This window comes from Aquirufa avitistagni, assembly GCF_042715545.1.
GTDB classification, from domain to species: domain Bacteria; phylum Bacteroidota; class Bacteroidia; order Cytophagales; family Spirosomataceae; genus Aquirufa; species Aquirufa avitistagni.
In genome coordinates, this window is record NZ_JBBKXZ010000002.1 from 256,389 (window position 1) to 274,803 (window position 18,415).

At 46.1% G+C, this 18,415-nt stretch carries 15 protein-coding genes; 8 read left to right on the forward strand and 7 right to left on the reverse strand.

The features are described 5' to 3' along the window. Positions 1–12 precede the first annotated feature (12 nt). From thrC to U0R10_RS06980, 4 genes are read right to left on the reverse strand one after another with little or no spacing between them, the layout of a single operon-like run. Positions 13–1,317, reverse strand: a complete 1,305-nt coding sequence (gene thrC / locus U0R10_RS06965) for a threonine synthase (protein WP_377983239.1) — start codon at positions 1,315–1,317, stop codon at positions 13–15. Continuing rightward, positions 1,304–2,017, reverse strand: a complete 714-nt coding sequence (locus U0R10_RS06970; RefSeq protein WP_377983240.1) for a 2-phosphosulfolactate phosphatase — start codon at positions 2,015–2,017, stop codon at positions 1,304–1,306. Before U0R10_RS06970 ends, thrC begins: the two co-directional genes overlap by 14 nt. Beyond that, complete coding sequence (gcvT, locus tag U0R10_RS06975; protein ID WP_377983241.1) at positions 2,017–3,096, reverse strand: glycine cleavage system aminomethyltransferase GcvT; 1,080 nt, start codon at positions 3,094–3,096, stop codon at positions 2,017–2,019. Before gcvT ends, U0R10_RS06970 begins: the two co-directional genes overlap by 1 nt. Further along, positions 3,096–4,097, reverse strand: a complete 1,002-nt coding sequence (locus U0R10_RS06980; protein ID WP_377983242.1) for a M28 family peptidase — start codon at positions 4,095–4,097, stop codon at positions 3,096–3,098. The genes gcvT and U0R10_RS06980 overlap by 1 nt, the downstream gene beginning before the upstream one ends. A gap of 79 nt (positions 4,098–4,176) precedes the next feature. Here U0R10_RS06980 and rnr point away from each other — a divergent pair, with 79 nt between their 5' ends. Together rnr and U0R10_RS06990 are read left to right on the forward strand one after the other, a co-directional pair. Then, the gene (rnr, locus tag U0R10_RS06985; RefSeq protein ID WP_377983243.1) at positions 4,177–6,423 is read left to right on the forward strand and encodes a ribonuclease R; all 2,247 of its coding nucleotides are present in this window, start codon (positions 4,177–4,179) and stop codon (positions 6,421–6,423) included. A 290-nt stretch (positions 6,424–6,713) separates the two neighbouring features. Then, complete coding sequence (locus tag U0R10_RS06990; protein WP_377983244.1) at positions 6,714–8,096, forward strand: peroxiredoxin family protein; 1,383 nt, start codon at positions 6,714–6,716, stop codon at positions 8,094–8,096. Positions 8,097–8,249: 153 nt separating this feature from the next. On the opposite strand, the gene U0R10_RS06995 is transcribed toward U0R10_RS06990, so the two are convergent. From U0R10_RS06995 to U0R10_RS07005, 3 genes are read right to left on the reverse strand one after another with little or no spacing between them, the layout of a single operon-like run. Continuing rightward, positions 8,250–9,131, reverse strand: a complete 882-nt coding sequence (locus U0R10_RS06995) for an aldo/keto reductase (protein ID WP_377983245.1) — start codon at positions 9,129–9,131, stop codon at positions 8,250–8,252. Beyond that, complete coding sequence (locus U0R10_RS07000) at positions 9,128–9,640, reverse strand: D-glycero-alpha-D-manno-heptose-1,7-bisphosphate 7-phosphatase (protein ID WP_377983246.1); 513 nt, start codon at positions 9,638–9,640, stop codon at positions 9,128–9,130. The genes U0R10_RS06995 and U0R10_RS07000 overlap by 4 nt, the downstream gene beginning before the upstream one ends. Positions 9,641–9,644: 4 nt before the next feature. After that, positions 9,645–10,082, reverse strand: coding sequence for a hypothetical protein (locus U0R10_RS07005; protein ID WP_377983247.1), 438 nt, complete (start codon positions 10,080–10,082; stop codon positions 9,645–9,647). Positions 10,083–10,196: 114 nt separating this feature from the next. On the opposite strand from U0R10_RS07005, the gene U0R10_RS07010 reads away from it, so the two are divergent. The 6 genes from U0R10_RS07010 to U0R10_RS07035 all read left to right on the forward strand — a co-directional run bounded on the left by U0R10_RS07010 (position 10,197) and on the right by U0R10_RS07035 (position 18,328). After that, positions 10,197–10,574: a DUF983 domain-containing protein gene (locus tag U0R10_RS07010; protein ID WP_377983248.1), complete on the forward strand. Its 378-nt coding sequence runs from the start codon at positions 10,197–10,199 to the stop codon at positions 10,572–10,574. After that, the gene (locus U0R10_RS07015) at positions 10,571–11,647 is read left to right on the forward strand and encodes an LptF/LptG family permease (RefSeq protein WP_377983249.1); all 1,077 of its coding nucleotides are present in this window, start codon (positions 10,571–10,573) and stop codon (positions 11,645–11,647) included. Before U0R10_RS07010 ends, U0R10_RS07015 begins: the two co-directional genes overlap by 4 nt. Further along, positions 11,648–12,520: a DMT family transporter gene (locus tag U0R10_RS07020; protein WP_377983250.1), complete on the forward strand. Its 873-nt coding sequence runs from the start codon at positions 11,648–11,650 to the stop codon at positions 12,518–12,520. A gap of 98 nt (positions 12,521–12,618) precedes the next feature. After that, entirely contained in the window at positions 12,619–13,449 is an 831-nt protein-coding gene (locus U0R10_RS07025) for a sugar phosphate isomerase/epimerase family protein (RefSeq protein WP_377983251.1), read from the forward strand. Positions 13,450–13,606: 157 nt separating this feature from the next. After that, positions 13,607–14,719 (forward strand): Gfo/Idh/MocA family protein, encoded by a 1,113-nt coding sequence (locus tag U0R10_RS07030; RefSeq protein WP_377983252.1) that lies wholly within the window; start codon positions 13,607–13,609, stop codon positions 14,717–14,719. 3 nt (positions 14,720–14,722) lie between these two features. Then, a complete protein-coding gene (locus U0R10_RS07035) occupies positions 14,723–18,328 on the forward strand; it encodes a PVC-type heme-binding CxxCH protein (RefSeq protein WP_377983253.1) in 3,606 nt (1,201 codons plus the stop codon). Positions 18,329–18,415 lie beyond the last annotated feature (87 nt).

The following is an 18,415-nucleotide window of genomic DNA, read 5'->3' on the forward strand; positions in this document are numbered from 1 at the left end:
ATAGCGAAAAAACTACCCCAATAAATATTTCTTAAATCCTTCAAAATCCGTCCCCATGGGGATGGATTTTTTTTGCAGATGCAATAAGGAAGCTAGTCGTTCCGGGACATCCACGGTGCAGCCAAGGGTCGATTCTACGGTTGGCAAAAATTTAGCATAATGAGCCGTGGCTAAAATAATGCCAAAGACATCATCGCCATATTCATCCATGTATTGCGACAGCCCATCATAGCCTACCGCGGTATGCGGACACATAATATAACTGTTACGTTCAAACACATCCAGCATCGTAGCCTGCGTCTTTTCGTCCGAAGTGAAATATCCTTTCATGCGATCACGCACCGCTTTCCATTCATCCCCCGCCAAAATCTTCATCCGAATAAAGTTGGACGGCGTCCCCACATCCATCGCGTTCGACAAGGTCTCCACCGATGGCGAAGGAGTGTAATTGCCTGTGGCCAAATAATCCGGCACCGGGTGATTCTCATTACACGCCGCAATAAAATCATGCACCGGCAAGCCCATGCTATAGGCCATCAAGCCAGCCGAAATATTCCCAAAATTCCCCGAAGGCACACAAAAGACAATCGGCTTGGTAACACCCTTGCGGCGCGCCTCCGCGTAAGCCGCAAAATAATAAAAGGATTGGGGAATCAGGCGCGCAATATTAATTGAATTCGCAGAGGCTAATTCAAACGCAGCCCGGAGCTCGGCGTCCAAAAATGCCTGTTTTACGAGTCTTTGGCAATCATCGAATGTGCCGTCAATTTCTAAGGCGGTCACATTGCCCCCCAAGGTTGTCAATTGCTTTTCCTGAATGTCGGAAACCTTCCCACTCGGATATAAAATCGTCACCGATATCCCCGGCGTATTGAAAAATCCCTGCGCCACCGCACCACCCGTATCACCCGAGGTCGCCACCAAAATGCGAATTTCACGCGCGGATTTCACTAAATAATGCGACATGATCGCCGCCATAAACCGCGCACCAAAATCCTTAAAGGCCATCGACGGACCATGAAATAATTCAAGTACACCCACATTCGGTTCCAAATCAACCACCGGCGCTTCGAAAGTCATCGAACGTGCAATGATTCCCTCAATCTCCGCGTCGGTCAATTCATCTCCGAGCAGATGCTTGCAAACCGCCACCGCAATTTGAGGCAAGGTCAAGGTATGAATCGTCTCGAAAAAAACGGCTGGCATCGGTGCAATCTCCTGCGGCATATATAAGCCATTATCAGGCGGAAGACCTCGAAAAATCGCCTCCTCTAAGCTGACATCCGGACTTTCGTGTTGTGTACTATATAGTTTCATCTATGCTCAATGCATCGTTTTTCAAGTATGGAAGGACGTTATAGCGGTCCATTTCCAAGCAAAATGCGATGTCTTTTTCTATTCCTAGGCCCAATAGGCGGTTGACATGTGAAGAGTTTTTCACGGCAGTCAACAAGTCATTGGAGGCTACATTATATTGTTTCCAGGCCATCAAGGCCGCATCATCCGCCACAGTGAAATCACCATGCAAGGCATCAATCACCGCGCCGGCGAATAAGGTATCTTCTAAATTCGGTTTACCCTTCCAGCCTGCACAGACGATTAAGGCGTCTCCTTCCCATGCACGAAGCGCATCAGTCACCCGTGTAATGTTTAAAAATGCCCCTGCATACACCCGAGCTGCGGAAGCCGATCGACGAAGCGCCACGGTTCCATTGGTCGTTGTCACACAGATTTTGGCACCTTTTACACGTTCGACCTGGTACGAGAAGGGCGAATTATCAAAATCAAATCCTTCCGGAGTAATGCCATTACGCTCCGCTGCGGTCAAATAACCTTGCTCGCCATACGAAGCACAAAGCGCCACATCTTCTACCGGTAAAATCTCAGCGGCCCCATGCGCAAATGCAGTCACCATACAAGACGTAGCTCGAAAAATATCTACGACTACCACTGCCTGACCAATCAGGTCATACAAATGGATCAAATCCGGCGATAAGCAGACGTCAATTTTCTTCATTATAAAAAGGGCATTTTCACGATAGATGCTTGTACTGCTTTGTCGCGAATCGAAATAAAAATCTCGGAATCTGTGTGGGCTGTTGACACGTAACCCATCCCAATTCCCTTTGCGAGCGTCGGCGATTGCGTACCCGAAGTCACTTCTCCGATCACGTCACCCGCTGCGTTCAAGATAGGGTAATGCTGGCGGGGAATCCCACGTTCAATCATTTCAAAACCCACCAATTTCTTCGAAGGACCTGCCGCTTTAATCGCTGCGTGGTGATCCTTCATGATAAAATCTTTGTTGAACGACGTGATCCAACCCAATCCCGCCTCAATCGGCGAGGTAGTATCGTCTATGTCGTGGCCATATAAGCAATAGCCTTTTTCCGTACGCAAGGTATCGCGTGCGCCTAGGCCCACAGGCAAAATTCCTTCAGAAGCACCCGCCGCAAAAATAGCGTTCCACATGGCTAAGGCATTTTCGTTTTTGACATAAATTTCAAAACCACCTGCACCAGTGTATCCGGTATTGGAGATAATCACATCGTCAAAACCAGCCATTTGGCCTATCTTGAAGGTATAGTAGGGCATGGAAGCTAAATCAACGGAAGTCAATTGCTGTAAAACACCTGCTGCTTTCGGTCCTTGAACCGCAAACAAACTGTAGTCGGCGCTCGCATTCACCATGTTCACCCCAAACGTATTGTGCGATGAAATCCAGTTCCAATCCTTCTCTATGTTGGACGCATTCACGACCAATAAATATTCGTTATCGCGAATTTTATAGACCAATAAATCATCCACGATGCCGCCCGTTGCATTTGGCAGACAGGAATATTGCACCTTGCCGTCGACTAATTTCGAGGCATCATTTGAGGTCACAAATTGAATCAAATCCAAGGCTTTTTCGCCGCTTAGGAAAAATTCACCCATGTGGCTAACGTCGAAAACTCCCACGTTATTACGTACGCAGTGATGCTCTTCGATCAAATTCGTATATAAAACAGGCATGTTAAATCCCGCAAAAGGCACCATTTTCGCGCCCAACGCCACATGCGTATCATTCAAATGTACTTGCAACAATTCTTCCATTATTCGCGGTATAAAACTTGTAAAAGGGTTTGGCCCACGGCTTTCAACGTGGATTTATCGATGTTCGCTAAATTATCTTGATGTGTGTGGTGGTAAGATCCAAAGTCGAATCCGCCATTCACAGGTCGTAAATCAATGATATCAATCATTTGAATTTTCGCCACTTCATTTACCGCCGTATGGTCGTCAGATATGCCAAAGGCATCCGCGTCCAAAAAGAATTCACCATAGCCTAAGTCCGAGGCCGTCGACCAAATCGACCGAACCAATCCAGGTGCATATTGCATTGACGTGCCTTCATGCGGGAATTTGGCCCCTTTGGCGCCTACCATATCCAATAAAATTCCGTAGTATGGACGGTAACCAGCGGGGATAATATTTGAAGCCCAATATTGTGACCCTAATGCCCAACTCGCCGGATTTCCAGCCGGAGAATCGTGCGGTTCACCATGATCTTCTAGGTCAAAAAACACAAAGTCCACACCTACATTAGGCTTGTTTTTTGTCTCGGCTAGTACGCGGGCAATTTCAATCATAACACCCACACCAGACGCGCCGTCATTCGCTGCATCGATGGGTTCATCCTTGCGGACTTGATCTTTATCAGCAATGGTCCTCGAATCCCAATGCGCCGCGAGTAAAATACGTTTCGCCGCGGAAGGATTAAAAGAAGCAAAAATATTGGTCCCTTGAAGAGCTTTGCCATCGTAGCGATTGGCTGAAAACTCTTGGGTTGTCACGGTTAATCCGTAGGATTTCATTTTGGTCACGAGCCAATTTCCACAGGCTTTTTGAGCGGGCGAATTGGGAATGCGTGGCCCAAAAGCAACTTGTTTGGCAATAAATGCATACGCAGAATCTGCTACAAAATCGGGTGTTGGAACTAAAGTGGCCGTGGAAACGGTTTCTTGGGTGCCTGTTTGGAGAGATTGGTATCCGTAATAACCACCGGTGAGTACGAAGATGACCAATAAAAATAACGCGATGCGGGAGCGATTCATCCGGCAAAGATACAAATAAGGATTTAAGATTTGAAACGCTGCCAAGGTTATGTACCTTGCGCTTTAATAGAAAAAAATTATGGGAATTAGCCCAAAAGAGGAGAAGTTCATCAACAACCTTCAGCAAGAAATATTGGATTATTTGGAATTGAACGATGACCGTTCGTTTTCCGTCAATCAATTACATAAGGCGTTCGCGATTCGCGATCGCAAGACCAAGGAAATTTATTCGGATGTTGTCGCGCGCTTGGTGCGTGAGGGTCGTTTGATCAAACAGGCCGATGGCAATGTGCGCGTGGATACCGATTCATTTATGGTCGAAGGACGCGTGGATCATGTCAATGCGCGTTTTGCATTTATCATCCGCGATGATGCCGAGAAGGACATTTGGGTTTCGACTCAAGATTTATACGATGCCAAAGACGGTGATCGTGTGCGCGTTCAAGCGCGTAAATCATCGAATAAGAAGCAGGATCGCCCAGAAGGCGAGGTCGTGGAGATTTTGGAACGCCGTTCTGCGGAGCTCGTGGGTGTCCTTCAAGTGACGCCTGGCTATTCGTTTTTGATACCCGATTCGAAGAAAATTTACGAAGATATTTATGTCAATCGCTATGAAACGATGGGCGCGAATCACTTGGATAAAGTGATTGTGGAAGTGTTACGTTGGGCCACGCCCGGCAAAAAAGCCGAAGGTCGTGTCGTCAAAGTATTGGGTAAGGCGGGAGAAAATGAGACAGAAATGCACTCAATTTTAGCAGAATATGGCTTGCCCTATGAGTTTCCGGAGGCGGTAGAAGATGCGGCAGATGCGATTTCGGTAACGATTCCAAAAGATGAGATTAAGAAGCGTAAGGATTTGCGCAAGATATTGACCTTTACCATTGACCCGATTGATGCCAAAGATTTCGATGATGCCATCAGTTATCAGGTGTTGAAAAATGGGAATACGGAGATTGGCGTTCACATTGCCGACGTATCACATTACGTGAAGCCGGGCAGTATTTTGGATCAAGAAGCTTACAAACGTGCGACGTCCGTGTATTTAGTGGATCGCGTGGTACCGATGTTACCCGAGAAATTATCGAATGGTTTATGTTCATTACGGCCAAATGAGGACAAATTAACCTTCTCCGCCATTTTCGAATTCAACGAAAAAGGAGCGGTTGTCAAAGAGTGGTTCGGTCGGACCGTCATCCATTCGGACCGTCGGTTTGCCTATGAACAAGCCCAAGAATTGATTGAACATACCGGCGAAGTCACTGATTCGTATGAACCAATTATCAAGCATTTAAATCAGTTTGCACATATCTTACGCGAGGCGCGTTTTAAAACGGGCTCGGTGAATTTTGAAACGGCGGAGGTTCGGTTTGAGTTGGACGAAGCTGGCAAGCCAATAGCCGTGCACCCTCGAATTCGAAAAGATGCACATAAATTGATTGAGGAATTTATGCTTTTGGCGAATAAAAAAGTGGCCACGTTTGTCCACGAGATGCGTCAAACAGACCCTCGAAATACGATGGTATATCGCGTGCATGAGGCGCCGGATCCGGAGAAATTGCGTGTATTCTCAACATTTGCGAAGAAATTTGGGTATCAAGTGACGACGGAGCCGAAGCAGGTGAGTCATTCATTTAATGCCTTGATGGAGGCGATTGAGGGTAAAGGCGAGGAGCATGTGTTACAGAGTTTGGCAGTGCGGACGATGTCCAAAGCGCGATATAGCACAGATGCAGTTGGGCACTTTGGCCTGGCGTTTCCGTTTTATTCACACTTTACGAGTCCGATTCGTCGGTACCCGGATGTGATGACGCATCGTTTGTTGCAGCATTATTTGGATGGTGGCGAATCGCCACAGCGTGCGCCGTTGGAAATTCAATGCAAGCACAGCTCGGATCGCGAGAAATTAGCGGCGGAGGCGGAGCGTGCGTCGATCAAGTACAAGCAGGTCGAGTATATGAGTTTGCATGAGCCGCAGGTATTTGATGGTATCATTACGGGCGTGACCGAGTTTGGTTTATTTGTGGAGATTGGGGATACCTCGTGCGAAGGATTAGTTCGCATGGTGGATTTGAATGATGATTTTTACGATTTAGATAAAGAGAATTACCGGATCGTTGGCAAGTCAAATGGGCGCGTATTCACGTTCGGCGACAAGGTCAAAGTGAAGGTTCGCAGTACGAATTTAGCGAAGCGGACGATTGATTTAGAGATGATTGGGATGCGGAATTCGAATGGCTATGCGAATAATCGCGAACGCAGACGCGATATGCCGCGCGGCAGCGCGCGGAGCTCGAAGGTGATTCCGAGAGGGAAGCGAAGGAGGTAAGGGACAGTCGCTAGTCGTCAGTCACTAGTCGCTAGTCCGGAGTCAAAGGAAATTTATAGCCCCATGCTTTAGCGTGGGGTTTTCTTTTTGACGCGAAACTTCGCGTCTTGGTCCGGAGTCCGAAGGAATTTATTGCCCCATGCTTTAGCGTGGGGTTTTCTTTTAGTCCGAAGAAAAATAGGTAGTATCCTTTGTCTAATTTGCCTACGGACCCATTGCCTCCGGACTTCGGACTTTTTTCCTTCGGACTCCGGACTTATTGACTTCGGACTTTTTTTTACCTTTGCTAAATGAAATACTTCCTCCTACTCTTGTTGGCCTCTTTCATTTCGCTAACATCCCAGGCTCAATTTCGAATTAAAGTCACGGCAAAAAATACGGCCGACTCGATTGTCTATGTGCGCACAAGCGTTTATGACGATCAAAATTATGTGCCTAAAGACACCATCTCCCTGAGAAAATCAGGATGGAAAATCAGCAAAAAAGCCATCATTGGGGGCATTGGTTTTCTGTATTTCCCCAAAACAAAAGCAAAAATTTGGATCTGTTTGGACAACAATGATTCGCTTTCAGTGAGTCTTTCAGGCCCCGATTATCTAGCGTCGATTCAGACGAAAGACAAGAAAAATAAGTTGTTTTTTGAATACCAACGGTTGGAGAAATCATTGGCATTTATCGATACCTTATACAAAAAGGAACAGGCGAACGGAAGAAAATTCTCCTATTCGGAACGCGCAGCATTTTTCAAAATGAAGTCGGACAGTCTGACCAAATTCCGCACCCAGGCGATAAAACGCTTGAAGCCAACGGATGCTTTGGCGATTCATTTTAAATCCTTGAACGCATTAGACCGCTCCATTCCAGATCGAAAAAATTATGCCAAACGAGCCGCTTTTCTAAATGAAATCCAGTTCAACAACCCTAAATATCTGTTTACACCTAATTTTAAAGCGACGCTCACGGAGTACATGAGCTATTATCCCTTGCAGGCGGACTCGATGCAGGTGGGCATGGATTTGGTATTGGGAAAATTCAACTGCGATGCGAAGGCCTATCCGTATGCGTTTGATTTCTTCGCCCGATTAATGAAAAATCGGAATATCCAGAACAATACGGAGGGATATGTCTACTTTTTAACGCGTTATGTCAAACAGTCTGGCTGTAAATTCTTACCTGAAAAACGCAAAATGGAATTGCTGCAGGAGCTAGATGGTTTGAGTGGTTTGCCACTAAACCAGTTGAGCCCTGCGTTGAATTTAGCGGATACCACGGGTAAGTCGGTGGATTTACACAGCTTTGCCAAAGACTACGATTACACGCTTTTGGTGTTTTACGCACCCACCTGCGAGCATTGCCAAAAGGAGGTACCCGAGGTTGAAAAAGTGCTCAAAATGGCTGAATCAGTGCTTCAATTAAAGATTGGTCGCTATGCGATTTGTAATGAGCCCGGTGTTCCTGATGCCACTTGGAAAGAATTTATTGCCAAATACAACCTCAAAGAAAACTACGCTCACGTGACCATGCCTGGCATCACGAAGGAGCGTTTAATCTACGATGCGCTTTCCAATCCTGTGTTTTATTTATTAGACAAGCAAGGAAATATCGTCGGGAAAAAATTGGGCGCGGTGACGATTAGGAAGTTTTTTGGAGCAAAGCAGCAAGCCAGTCGATAGTCCGAAGTAAATGAGTCCGAAGGGAAATAGGTTATATCCTTTGTCTAATTTACCACCGGACTCTTCGTCTATGAACTAAAAGAATACTTCACGCTAACGTAAAGTATATAACTTTCCCTCCGGACTTCGGACTCTTTTCCTTCGGACTAATGTCTAAAGTCCAACGTCTAAGTTAGCTCGACTAGCCTGCAATAAATCATACCAATCCTCGTGATCCAAGTTGATTTGGAATGAATTCACAATGTTGCGAATGCGGTTTTCTTCTAACGTCCCGATGAGCGGCAAGGCGCCTAATTTCACCAACCACGCCACGGCGATGGACTCGATGTTAGCATGATATTTCGTGGCAATTTCATTGAGTTTTTTACGCAATTTCAACGCACGCTCGTCGGTGCCATGCTCAATCCGGCCACCCGCCAAAGGCGACGTCGCCAAGGGGCGCATGTATTTTTGTTTGATGTAATCGATCGCACCATTATCGAGTGCAGACGTATTCAACAAATTCAAATCGATGTGATTGGATACAACTGGAATGTTCAAATAAGAAACCAATAACTGATGCTGGTGCACGGAGAAATCCGACACCCCGATGTTTTTCACTTTACCTGCCGACTTCAATTTTTCCAAGGCATGCGCCGTAGCTTCCAGGTCAGAAAGAGGATCTAATTGGTCTAATAAAAACACGTCCAAATAATCTGTATGCAGATTACGTAACGAATTTTCAACCGATTTCGTGATGTGTTCCGCAGACGTATTGACGTGATTTACGCGAAATTGGGGCGTTGGATTAACGCCACATTTAGAGAAAAGAACGATATCCTGACGCTTGAATGACTGCTTCGCAAGCACCTCGCCAAAACGCTTTTCACAGGTATAATCGCCATATCGATCCGCATGATCAAAGGTATTTATGCCCAATTCAAGACATAAATTGACAATCTGCTCCATGTTGCCCTGATCAGAAGTCCAGCGCCAAAAACCATAAATGGCAGGTGAAACTTTGGGACCGGCATCACTTAAATAGACCTTGTTCATGTGAGTATAACTTTTGAAGCTGCTAATAAATCATCGACCAAATGAGTCGCTTTTGTTTCGGTTGCTGGTGGAGCGATTCGAATCGTACGCAATCCAGCGCGCGTTCCAGCGGTAATATCACGTTCATGATCACCCACCATCCAGGAGGCGTCCATGTCAACTTTATATTTGGCCGCGGCCTTTTCAATCATCAAGGAACCCGGCTTTCTAGTCAATGAATGACTATCAAATTTCTCGTGGTAAGGGCAAAAATAAATGTCGTCTAATGCCACTCCCGTACCATCCTGAATCGCCTGGTGAATCATCATGACATCTTCCCGCTGGTAAATACCTTTGGCGATGCCACTTTGATTCGTAATAATAATCAATAAATAACCCGCCTCTTTCAATGCTTTCAGCGCCTCACCTACCCCGGGAGGAATGATGAATTCCTCCATGCGGTAGACGTAATCCACACGGTCAACGTTCAAGACGCCGTCCCGGTCTAAAAAAATACACTTTTGCTTCATTAAACTAGAATAAACGACTCCAAGGGATACGGCTCAAAATCAATACTAATGCAGCCAATGTGAAAATTAACGCATTTTTATGCTTCGCAGCATCTGCGATTGCCTTTTTGTTTTTGGCATTATTTACTGTCGCTAAAACCACCGCAATGATGTTCACTGAAATGTGCTCAACGGCCAATAAACGCGTTGCCGGATCCTTCATCGCCGCACCAAAATCAGCGAACGCCGCTGTCGTAACTGGACTTAAGAAGAAATAAAGGGCTAAACCGATCAACAATTGCGTGTGCAACGAGATCATGAAAAACAATCCCGCTTTGCGATCTGAATCCGTAAATAATGAATTATTTGATTGGCCACGCAACGCGCGCACAATCACATTGATACCCAAAATGAACACGACTACGAATAGTGCGATGTGAACGTTTGTAACAATTGAATACATGAGATAATAAGTTTTAGTTTGTCGCAAAGATACAAAAAGCCCGCGGACCGTGACCTTTGTTACGAATAATCCTCTATTTTTCTTTACCTTTGGCCCATATTTTACCCCTAAATTATGCCAAATTCATCCGGTTTAAAGGCTGCCATTAATGCCCGTTGCCCCCAATGTCGCGAAGGCCGTTTGTTCAAATTCAAATGGTGGAATATCTTCAATTTTGCCCAAATGGAGGATAATTGTTCAGCATGTGGAATGCGTTATGAGGTAGAACCCGGATTTTTTTACGGCGCCATGTACATTTCCTATGCGTTTACCGTGGGCATCATGCTGGTAGGCGGCCTAGTTATTTATAACTTTTTTAACGACCCAGATGCGATGGGTTACGTGATACCGATTACCCTGATTTCGCTGGCTTTAGTCCCTGCGAATTTCCGTATTTCCCGAGTGATTTTTATACATTTGTTTTCAGGCGTCAGCTACCGTCCTAATAAATGAAAATACTCGATTGGTACATTTTGAAAAAATTCTTGAAGACCTATGTCTTCGCGGTTTTTCTTATTGTATTAATCGTTATGGTGATCGATTACACCGAAAAAATCGATGATTTCATTCGAAAAGAAGCTCCGTTTCGAGCCATTATATTTGATTACTATTTGAACTTTATCCCATACTGGGCGAATTACATCAGTCCGCTCATGGTGTTTATTGCGACCGTTTTTTTCACGGCGGGGATGGCCTCAAAAACCGAAATTATCGCAATTTTAAGCTCTGGAATTAGCTTTCCGCGCTTGATGCGTCCGTACATTATTGGCTCTTCCATCATCGCCATAGGTACCTTCATAATGATCGGTTGGATCGTCCCAAATGCTAATAAAATCCGCGTTCCCTTCGAACACGAGTACATTAACGGGACGTATTATTTTGACAAACGCGATGTGCACATCAAAATCGCCCCCGATGTATACGCTTACATTGAGAGTTACGACAATAATTCAAATACAGGCTATCGGTTTAGTTTGGAGCGCATTGCCGACAATGAGATCAAGCAAAAATTAATGTCGGACCGCATCACCTGGGATTCCGTCGCCAAAAAATGGACCATTCACGATTACCGCATTCGTACCCTTTCGGGTAGTGGGAACGCGCTGGTTTATGGTACCAAAATCGACACCACACTCAACTTATTACCCAAAGATTTTCAGAATAAACACTTATTGCACGAGACTTTTACGTTGCCGGAGTTGAACCGACATATCGATTTGGTACGGTCGCGGGGTGCGGATGGAATTGAGGTGTTTTTGATCGAGAAATACTTACGTTTTGCGAATCCATTTTCGGTGATTATTTTGACGATTATCGGGTTCTTGGTTTCTGCGCGGAAGGCCCGTGGTGGCGTGGGATTTCAGATTGCGCTGGGTTTCTCTTTGGCCTTCGTTTATATCCTGTTTTTCATGATGAGTAAAGGGATTGCGGAAGGGGGCGGCATGCCACCGATGCTTGCTGTATGGCTCCCGAATCTGGTTTTTTCCGCGGTGGGAGTGGGTTTGTACTATACGATTCCGAGGTAAATGACACAGGCGCCCCGACTTCTCGACTATTTCAAAATTCACTTTATCGTTATCCTGTACGCGTTTACGGCGATATTAGGCAATGCGACGCATGCAAATGCGCTGACGATCGTGTTTTTTCGTTGTGTGATTGCGGCGGTGGGCTTAGCGGGTATTTTATATTTCTCCAAAACCTCCTTTCGCGTTTCGCGGGATGTCTGGGGGGTGTGGCTACTAAATGGGGTGTTTATTGCCCTACACTGGCTCTTGTTTTTCGGTGCTGCCAAAGTGTCCACAGTCGCGATGTGCCTCGCAGGCCTGTCGACGCAGACATTTTGGACCTCCATTATGGAGCCTATCGCCAAAAAACAAAAGATCGCCTGGATCGAGGTATTTTTAGGTCTGGTTGTCGTAGTGGCCTTAGGCATCATTTTTTCTGTACAGCCCGGCCAATGGCTCGGATTGGTGATGGGAATTGGTTCCGGGTTTTTCGGGGCGTTATTTTCAGTAATTAACGGGAATTATACACATTCACATGATCCCAAATTAATTACCGTATATGAGATGGCTGCGGCGGGCTTAATCACTGGACTAATCTGGGCTTATGGTCTGGGGTCGAACGCGGCAGGCTTTGTGCCTTTGGGGTTTGATTGGCTCTGGATAGGCATTTTAGCGGTCGTTTGTACGGTGTATGCGTACACAGAAACAATACATTTGTATAAGGTTTTCAGTGTTTTCTCGATCAATTTAGTGATTACCTTGGAGCCTGTTTACGGTATTTTACTTGCTGTCTTCATTTTCGGCCAAAAAGAAATCATGCAACCCGGCTTCTATTGGGGTACCGGTTTGTTGGTTTTAACGGTCATGGCCCACCCTTTTCTGAAGAAAAAATAATCAGTTTCCTGGTCAATAACCCATAGGAAAAATCCTCCCTACCCCTTAGCTTTGCCAAACCTTGGAGGATTGGCAAAGCTAGCTGAGGGACTAAACCTATGAAACACCCAGTCGCATTGAACCTGCTCGTTTATGGGCCGGAAATGAATCAACATGTATTGTCGGAATTATCGTTCATCGCGCAGACCGGGTACCAAGGCGTTGAAATTCCCATTTTTGATACGGATGTAAACAAGTGGCCGGTTTGGAAGGAAGAAGCTGACCGACTAGGCCTAACGCTTTTCGCATGCGGCATCGCAGGTCCTGAGCAAAATCTAATTTCACCGGATCCGAAAGTCCGAGCAGCAGGTTTGGCCTATATCAAAGCAGCAACAGATATCGCAGCCCTACTCGGATCGCCATATTTATCTGGCCCCATTCATTCCGCCTTAGGTGTTTTTACGGGACAAGCTGCCACGGAACAAGAAATCACGTGGGCCGTAGAAGGAATGCGCGAAGCTGCAGACTACGCAGCGAGCAAAAACATTACTATTTGCCTGGAATATTTAAACCGATTTGAGAGTTATTTGGTGTCATGCGCGGAAGAACTTTATACCCTTGTGAAACGCATCGACCACCCGAATGTGCGGATCATGTTTGACACATTTCATGCCAATATCGAGGAAAAAAATACCTCGGAAGCCATGAAACAAATCGCCGATTTAACTCCACACGTACAAATTTCTGAAAGCACACGCGGCATATTAGGTGAAGGGCAGGTAAATATTCCCGAATTTTTGAATACCTTAAGCGACCTAAATTATGCAGGCTGGATCGTGGTGGAGTCCTTTGGGACGAAATTGTCGGCAGCGCATATTTGGCGAAAAATGTTTACTAATGAGCGTGAGTTGATTGAGAAATCATACCGACATTTAATGTCGCTCAGCTAGCGCAGTTACCCTAGGCTAAAGCCTAGGGTTATAAAACAAAAGAAACTTTATAACCACAGACTTTAGTCTGGGGACTTTAACACGAAAGCCAAAGGCAAAAACATAAAAGAAACTTTATAACCCCAGACTTTAGTCTGGGGAAAATAACCTAAAACGAATGAAAAAATACAACGTAGCCATCGTCGGCCTGGGATTTGGAGCAGAATTCATCCCAATTTATTTGAAACATCCGTTGGCAAATATGTATGCCATCTGTCAGCGAAATGAGGAAAAACTTAACTCCATCGGCGACGCGTATGGCATCGCGACGCGCTACACGGATTTTGAAAAATTAATCCAAGACCCGAATGTTGACGTGGTCCACATCAACTCCCCCATTCACCTACATGCGGAACAAACACTCAAAGCGCTAAACGCTGGAAAACATGTAGCCTGCACCGTTCCGATGGCCACCTCGGTCGAGGAATGCAAAGCAATCGTCGAAGCAAGCAAGCGTATGGGTAAAAAATACATGATGATGGAGACCGTGGTCTACGCACGTGAATTTTTATACATCAAAGAACTATACGAAAAAGGCGAGTTAGGGAAAGTTCAATTCTTGAAGGCTTCGCACCAGCAAGACATGGACGGTTGGCCGGATTACTGGCCAGGTCTCCCGCCGATGCACTACGCAACACACTGCGTAGGCCCAGTTGCCGGTCTATTAAAACTCGAAGCGGAATACGTTTCTTGTTTTGGTTCCGGAACGATCCGCGAGGAATTAATCCAACATTACAATTCGCCATTCGCCGTTGAATCCGCGCACATTAAATTCCGCGATTCTGACCTAAGCGCGATGGTTTACCGTTCTCTTTTCGATGTAGCGCGTCAATACCGCGAAAGTTTCGAGGTATACGGATCCAAAAAATCAGTTGAATGGCCTTTAATCGAAGGTGAAGAATTAGTGGTACATACGGCCAAAAAGCCAGAGCCCGAAATCCCTAGCAAGGTACCTACGCCCGATTTCGCACATTACTTGCCGGAAGAAATCCAACGATTCACCACCAAAGGTGTTTACGACGAAGATGAAAATACGCACCTTTCCTTCACGCAAGGTGGTGGCCACGGTGGTTCTCACCCACACCTAGTGAATGAATTTTTACAAGCCCTAGCTGCTGATCGCGATCCGTTCCCGAACGCTCCGCAGTCGGCCAACTGGACATCTGTGGGTATTTTAGCTCACGAATCTGCCCTACAAGGTGGAAAAATTATTGAAATCCCTAAATTCTAAGCCATGCGCTATTTGCTAATTGCTTGTCTGTTTTTGTCCCAATTCACGCTGCAAGCCCAAACTGGACGCCGCCTCGAACTCCTATTTTTAGGAGACAAAGGACACCACAAACCCTTCGATCGCTACCCGGCATTGCAGTCGGCAATAGGCATCAAAGGCATGAACATCACCTACACCGAGTCCATCAAGGACTTGAATTCGGCGTATTTAAACAAATTTGACGCCTTGGTGATTTACGCAAACCACGATTCGATCGCCGCGCCACAAGAAAAGGCATTGCTAGCCTACGTAGCCAGCGGCCACGGACTTGTCGCAATCCATTGTGCATCGTTCAACTTCCGGAATTCGAAAGAGTTTGTGAAGATGGTGGGCGGGCAGTTTTGGCGCCACGGCATGGATTCAATTCGCGTGAAAAATGTGGCGAATACGCAAGTGAATATCAAAACGGTTGACGAAACGTATTTACATAGTCAATTGCAGGCCGACAATGTTATTTGGCAAAACAGAATTTTAGGACCGGAGCAAGCCAAAGACAAACCGGGTGCCTCCACTGAACCTTATACATGGACACGCACGTACGGAAAAGGGAATGTTTTTTACACGGCTTATGGCCACGATGAGCGGACTTGGGACAATGCAGATTTCCAAGACCTCGTTACGCAAGGAATTTTACATGCGGTGGGCGCTGAAAAACGGGCAATTTTGGCCGCATTGAAGCTTCCTGAATTGAAATATCGCGAAGCTCGTTTACCCAATTACGAAAAACGCGAGGGCCCACAATTGCAACAATTGCCTTTGACACCCGAGGAATCTGTGAAGTTTATTCAGGTTCCTGTCGACTTTAATTTGCAAGTTTTCGCATCAGAACCGAACGTCATGCACCCGATTGCCATGGCGTGGGATGCGAAAGGCCGACTATACGTTTTGATCACCAAAGACTACCCGAACGAGCGTAAAGAGTCCGGCGGAAGTGATTATATCCTCCTTTGCGAAGACACAAATAATGACGGGAAAGCAGATAAATTTACCAAATGGGCAGATGGTTTGAGTATCCCAACGGGCATGGTATTCGCCAATGGTGGCTTGATTATTTCGCAGGCACCACACATGATTTTCTTAAAAGATACGGATGGCGACGACAAAGCGGATGAGCAAAAAATCTTGTTCACAGGATTTGGTACAGGTGATACGCATGCTGGCCCGTCGAATTTACACTACGGTTTCGACAACTGGATCTGGGGTTGCGTAGGCTACTCGGGCTACAAAGGAAAAGTGGGCGCTGACTCCTTGCAATTCGCACAGGCCTTCTTCCGCTTTAAACCCGATGGTTCGAAAATGGAGCACATGACTACGACGTCGAACAATACCTGGGGTTTTGATTTCAATGAGGCGGGAGATGTATTTGGGTCGACGGCCAACAATGCCCATGGCTGGTACATGGCGATTCCGCATCGGAATATTTGGCATGCGCCGATGTCCTTGAATGGTTCTAAAAATACGGATACGCACAAAGACATGCGGACGATTACCAAAAAAGTACGCCAGGTGGACGTATTTGGTGGATATACAGCCGCAGCGGGTCATAATTTTTACACAGCGCGTTCATTTCCGAAGAAATATTGGAATCAAATCGCCTTCGTTTCTGAGCCTACGGGACACGTGATTCATCAAAACAATCAAGTCAAAACCGGTTCAGATTTCAACGATAAAGAAGCATTTAATTTCTTGGCAGGAGCAGATGAATGGGTCTCGCCGGTATTTGCACAAGTTGGCCCAGACGGCGCCGTTTGGGTGGCCGACTGGTATTCCTACATCATTCAGCACAACCCGGTTCCACAAGGATTTAAGAATGGTACGGGAAATGCATACGATACAGATTTACGTGATTTCACGCATGGTCGGATCTACCGCGTGGGCTATAACCAAGCGCCTGCTTATGTGCCTTTGGACTTAAGAACGCCAGAAAATTGCATCAATGCGCTGTCAAATTCGAATTTATTTTGGCGCTTAACGGCTCAACGATTATTGGTGGAGCGCGGAAATAAAGACGTGGTTCCTGCTTTAATTAAATTAGTCCAAACAGCCAAAACAGACGAGATTGGCCTTGCGCCAGGTGCGATTCATGCGCTAAGAACCTTAGAAGGTTTGGGTGCATTGCCACTTTCAGTAATCACAAACGCATTCAAACACCCAAGTGCGGCCGTACGTAAACAAGCGGTTCAGGTATTGCCTCGGACTGAAGCTGGTGCAAAAGCGATTTTGGCAAATGGATTGTTGAATGACAAAGATTCATTGGTGGTATTGAACAGTATTTTGGCATTGATCGAAATGCCAGTAAATCCGGCCGTGGAAAAAGCGATGGCACAAAAAATTGCACAATCTCAAACATCGACGGATCGTTGGATTCCGGACGCCTTAACCGCCTGGATGATGTCGGCAGATCAGTCGCGCGTCAAAACTTTCATTACCTCTGAAGGTGCGAAAGCATCCGCAGTTGTTGCTGAAAAATTAGCGAAAGACTTGAAAAATCCTTCGGTAGAAGGCACGCAAGCTGGCGTTGATTTGGTCGTGGAAGAAGTTCAGGTCAAAAGTGGAACCTTCCGTTTACGTGAGGGATCTTCCTTTGTGATTCGAGTTAAAAACCGCGGAGACAAGGCCATTGCAAAAGGCACACCGGTTCCATTAACTGTCAAAATTGAGGGAATGGGAACACGTGTAGATTTGGAATCCTATACGTTTGTGGATGGTGTTGCTCCGGGCGAGACCGTTTCGATTGTGAAAAACAACAACGGTCCGTGGACCGGCAATTTAGGTTGGACCGCGGAATCCGCTGGTAATTATGTGATGGAGATTAACCTGGACACCAAAGCGGTTTTGGGTGAATCAAATCGGACAAATAATACGTACCGACAAGCCATTACGGTTAATAGCAATACGTCATTGAATGCCTATATGATGGAGAAAATCTTCCGTGCCGGGGCGGTTAGTTGGACTGCCAACGAGATCGTGGATCACCTTTCATTGATTCAAAACAAGTCTGGCTTAGCGATGGGTGCGGCAATTAAAGGTGCAGCGGGAACTTGGAATGCCAAGCGGGCAGCAGATTTGAGCGACAATGCCAAAGCAACGTTTATAAAATTAGGAGCCAACTTACAACCGCAGCAAATCGATGCCTGGGAGCGTTTGGCAGGTGTTTGGAAAGTAGAAATTCCGACGCTGGCAACGAAAGGCGTGGTGATTCGTCGGACTATTCAAACGATCAAAGAGGCCATGAAATATAGCCCGGCTGAATTTACGGTTCCAGCGGGTGCGACGGTCGAATTGATTTTTGAAAATGTGGATGCGATGCAGCACAACTGGGTGTTGGGCGCGTTAGGCAGTCAAGAAAAGATTGGTTTAGCGGCAGACAAAATGATCACTGCAGCAGATGGCGTAGCGAAAAACTACATCCCGTCGATGCCGGAAATTTTAGCCTATACTCCATTAGTTGATTCAGATGGACGTGCGAAAATCGTTTTCAAAGCACCTACTGTGCCGGGTAATTATCCATTCTTGTGTACGTTCCCTGGACACTGGCGGATTATGAATGGGGTGATGAAAGTGGAGTAGAGGTAAGAACTAAGAACTAAGAGGTAAGAACTAAGAGGTAAGAGGGGAGAGGTGTGCCAAGCACTTCTCACTCCGGACTTCGGACTA

Coding starts and splice junctions, on each gene's coding strand:
- U0R10_RS06970 (WP_377983240.1), bottom strand. CDS start 2,017: ATGAAGAAAATTGACGTCTGCTTATCGCCGGATTTGATCCATTTGTAT.
- U0R10_RS06995 (WP_377983245.1), bottom strand. CDS start 9,131: ATGAACAAGGTCTATTTAAGTGATGCCGGTCCCAAAGTTTCACCTGCC.
- U0R10_RS06990 (WP_377983244.1), top strand. CDS start 6,714: ATGAAATACTTCCTCCTACTCTTGTTGGCCTCTTTCATTTCGCTAACA.
- U0R10_RS07035 (WP_377983253.1), top strand. CDS start 14,723: ATGCGCTATTTGCTAATTGCTTGTCTGTTTTTGTCCCAATTCACGCTG.
- U0R10_RS07015 (WP_377983249.1), top strand. CDS start 10,571: ATGAAAATACTCGATTGGTACATTTTGAAAAAATTCTTGAAGACCTAT.
- U0R10_RS07010 (WP_377983248.1), top strand. CDS start 10,197: ATGCCAAATTCATCCGGTTTAAAGGCTGCCATTAATGCCCGTTGCCCC.
- U0R10_RS07025 (WP_377983251.1), top strand. CDS start 12,619: ATGAAACACCCAGTCGCATTGAACCTGCTCGTTTATGGGCCGGAAATG.
- U0R10_RS07020 (WP_377983250.1), top strand. CDS start 11,648: ATGACACAGGCGCCCCGACTTCTCGACTATTTCAAAATTCACTTTATC.
- U0R10_RS06980 (WP_377983242.1), bottom strand. CDS start 4,097: ATGAATCGCTCCCGCATCGCGTTATTTTTATTGGTCATCTTCGTACTC.
- U0R10_RS07000 (WP_377983246.1), bottom strand. CDS start 9,640: ATGAAGCAAAAGTGTATTTTTTTAGACCGGGACGGCGTCTTGAACGTT.
- thrC (WP_377983239.1), bottom strand. CDS start 1,317: ATGAAACTATATAGTACACAACACGAAAGTCCGGATGTCAGCTTAGAG.
- U0R10_RS07005 (WP_377983247.1), bottom strand. CDS start 10,082: ATGTATTCAATTGTTACAAACGTTCACATCGCACTATTCGTAGTCGTG.
- U0R10_RS07030 (WP_377983252.1), top strand. CDS start 13,607: ATGAAAAAATACAACGTAGCCATCGTCGGCCTGGGATTTGGAGCAGAA.
- gcvT (WP_377983241.1), bottom strand. CDS start 3,096: ATGGAAGAATTGTTGCAAGTACATTTGAATGATACGCATGTGGCGTTG.
- rnr (WP_377983243.1), top strand. CDS start 4,177: ATGGGAATTAGCCCAAAAGAGGAGAAGTTCATCAACAACCTTCAGCAA.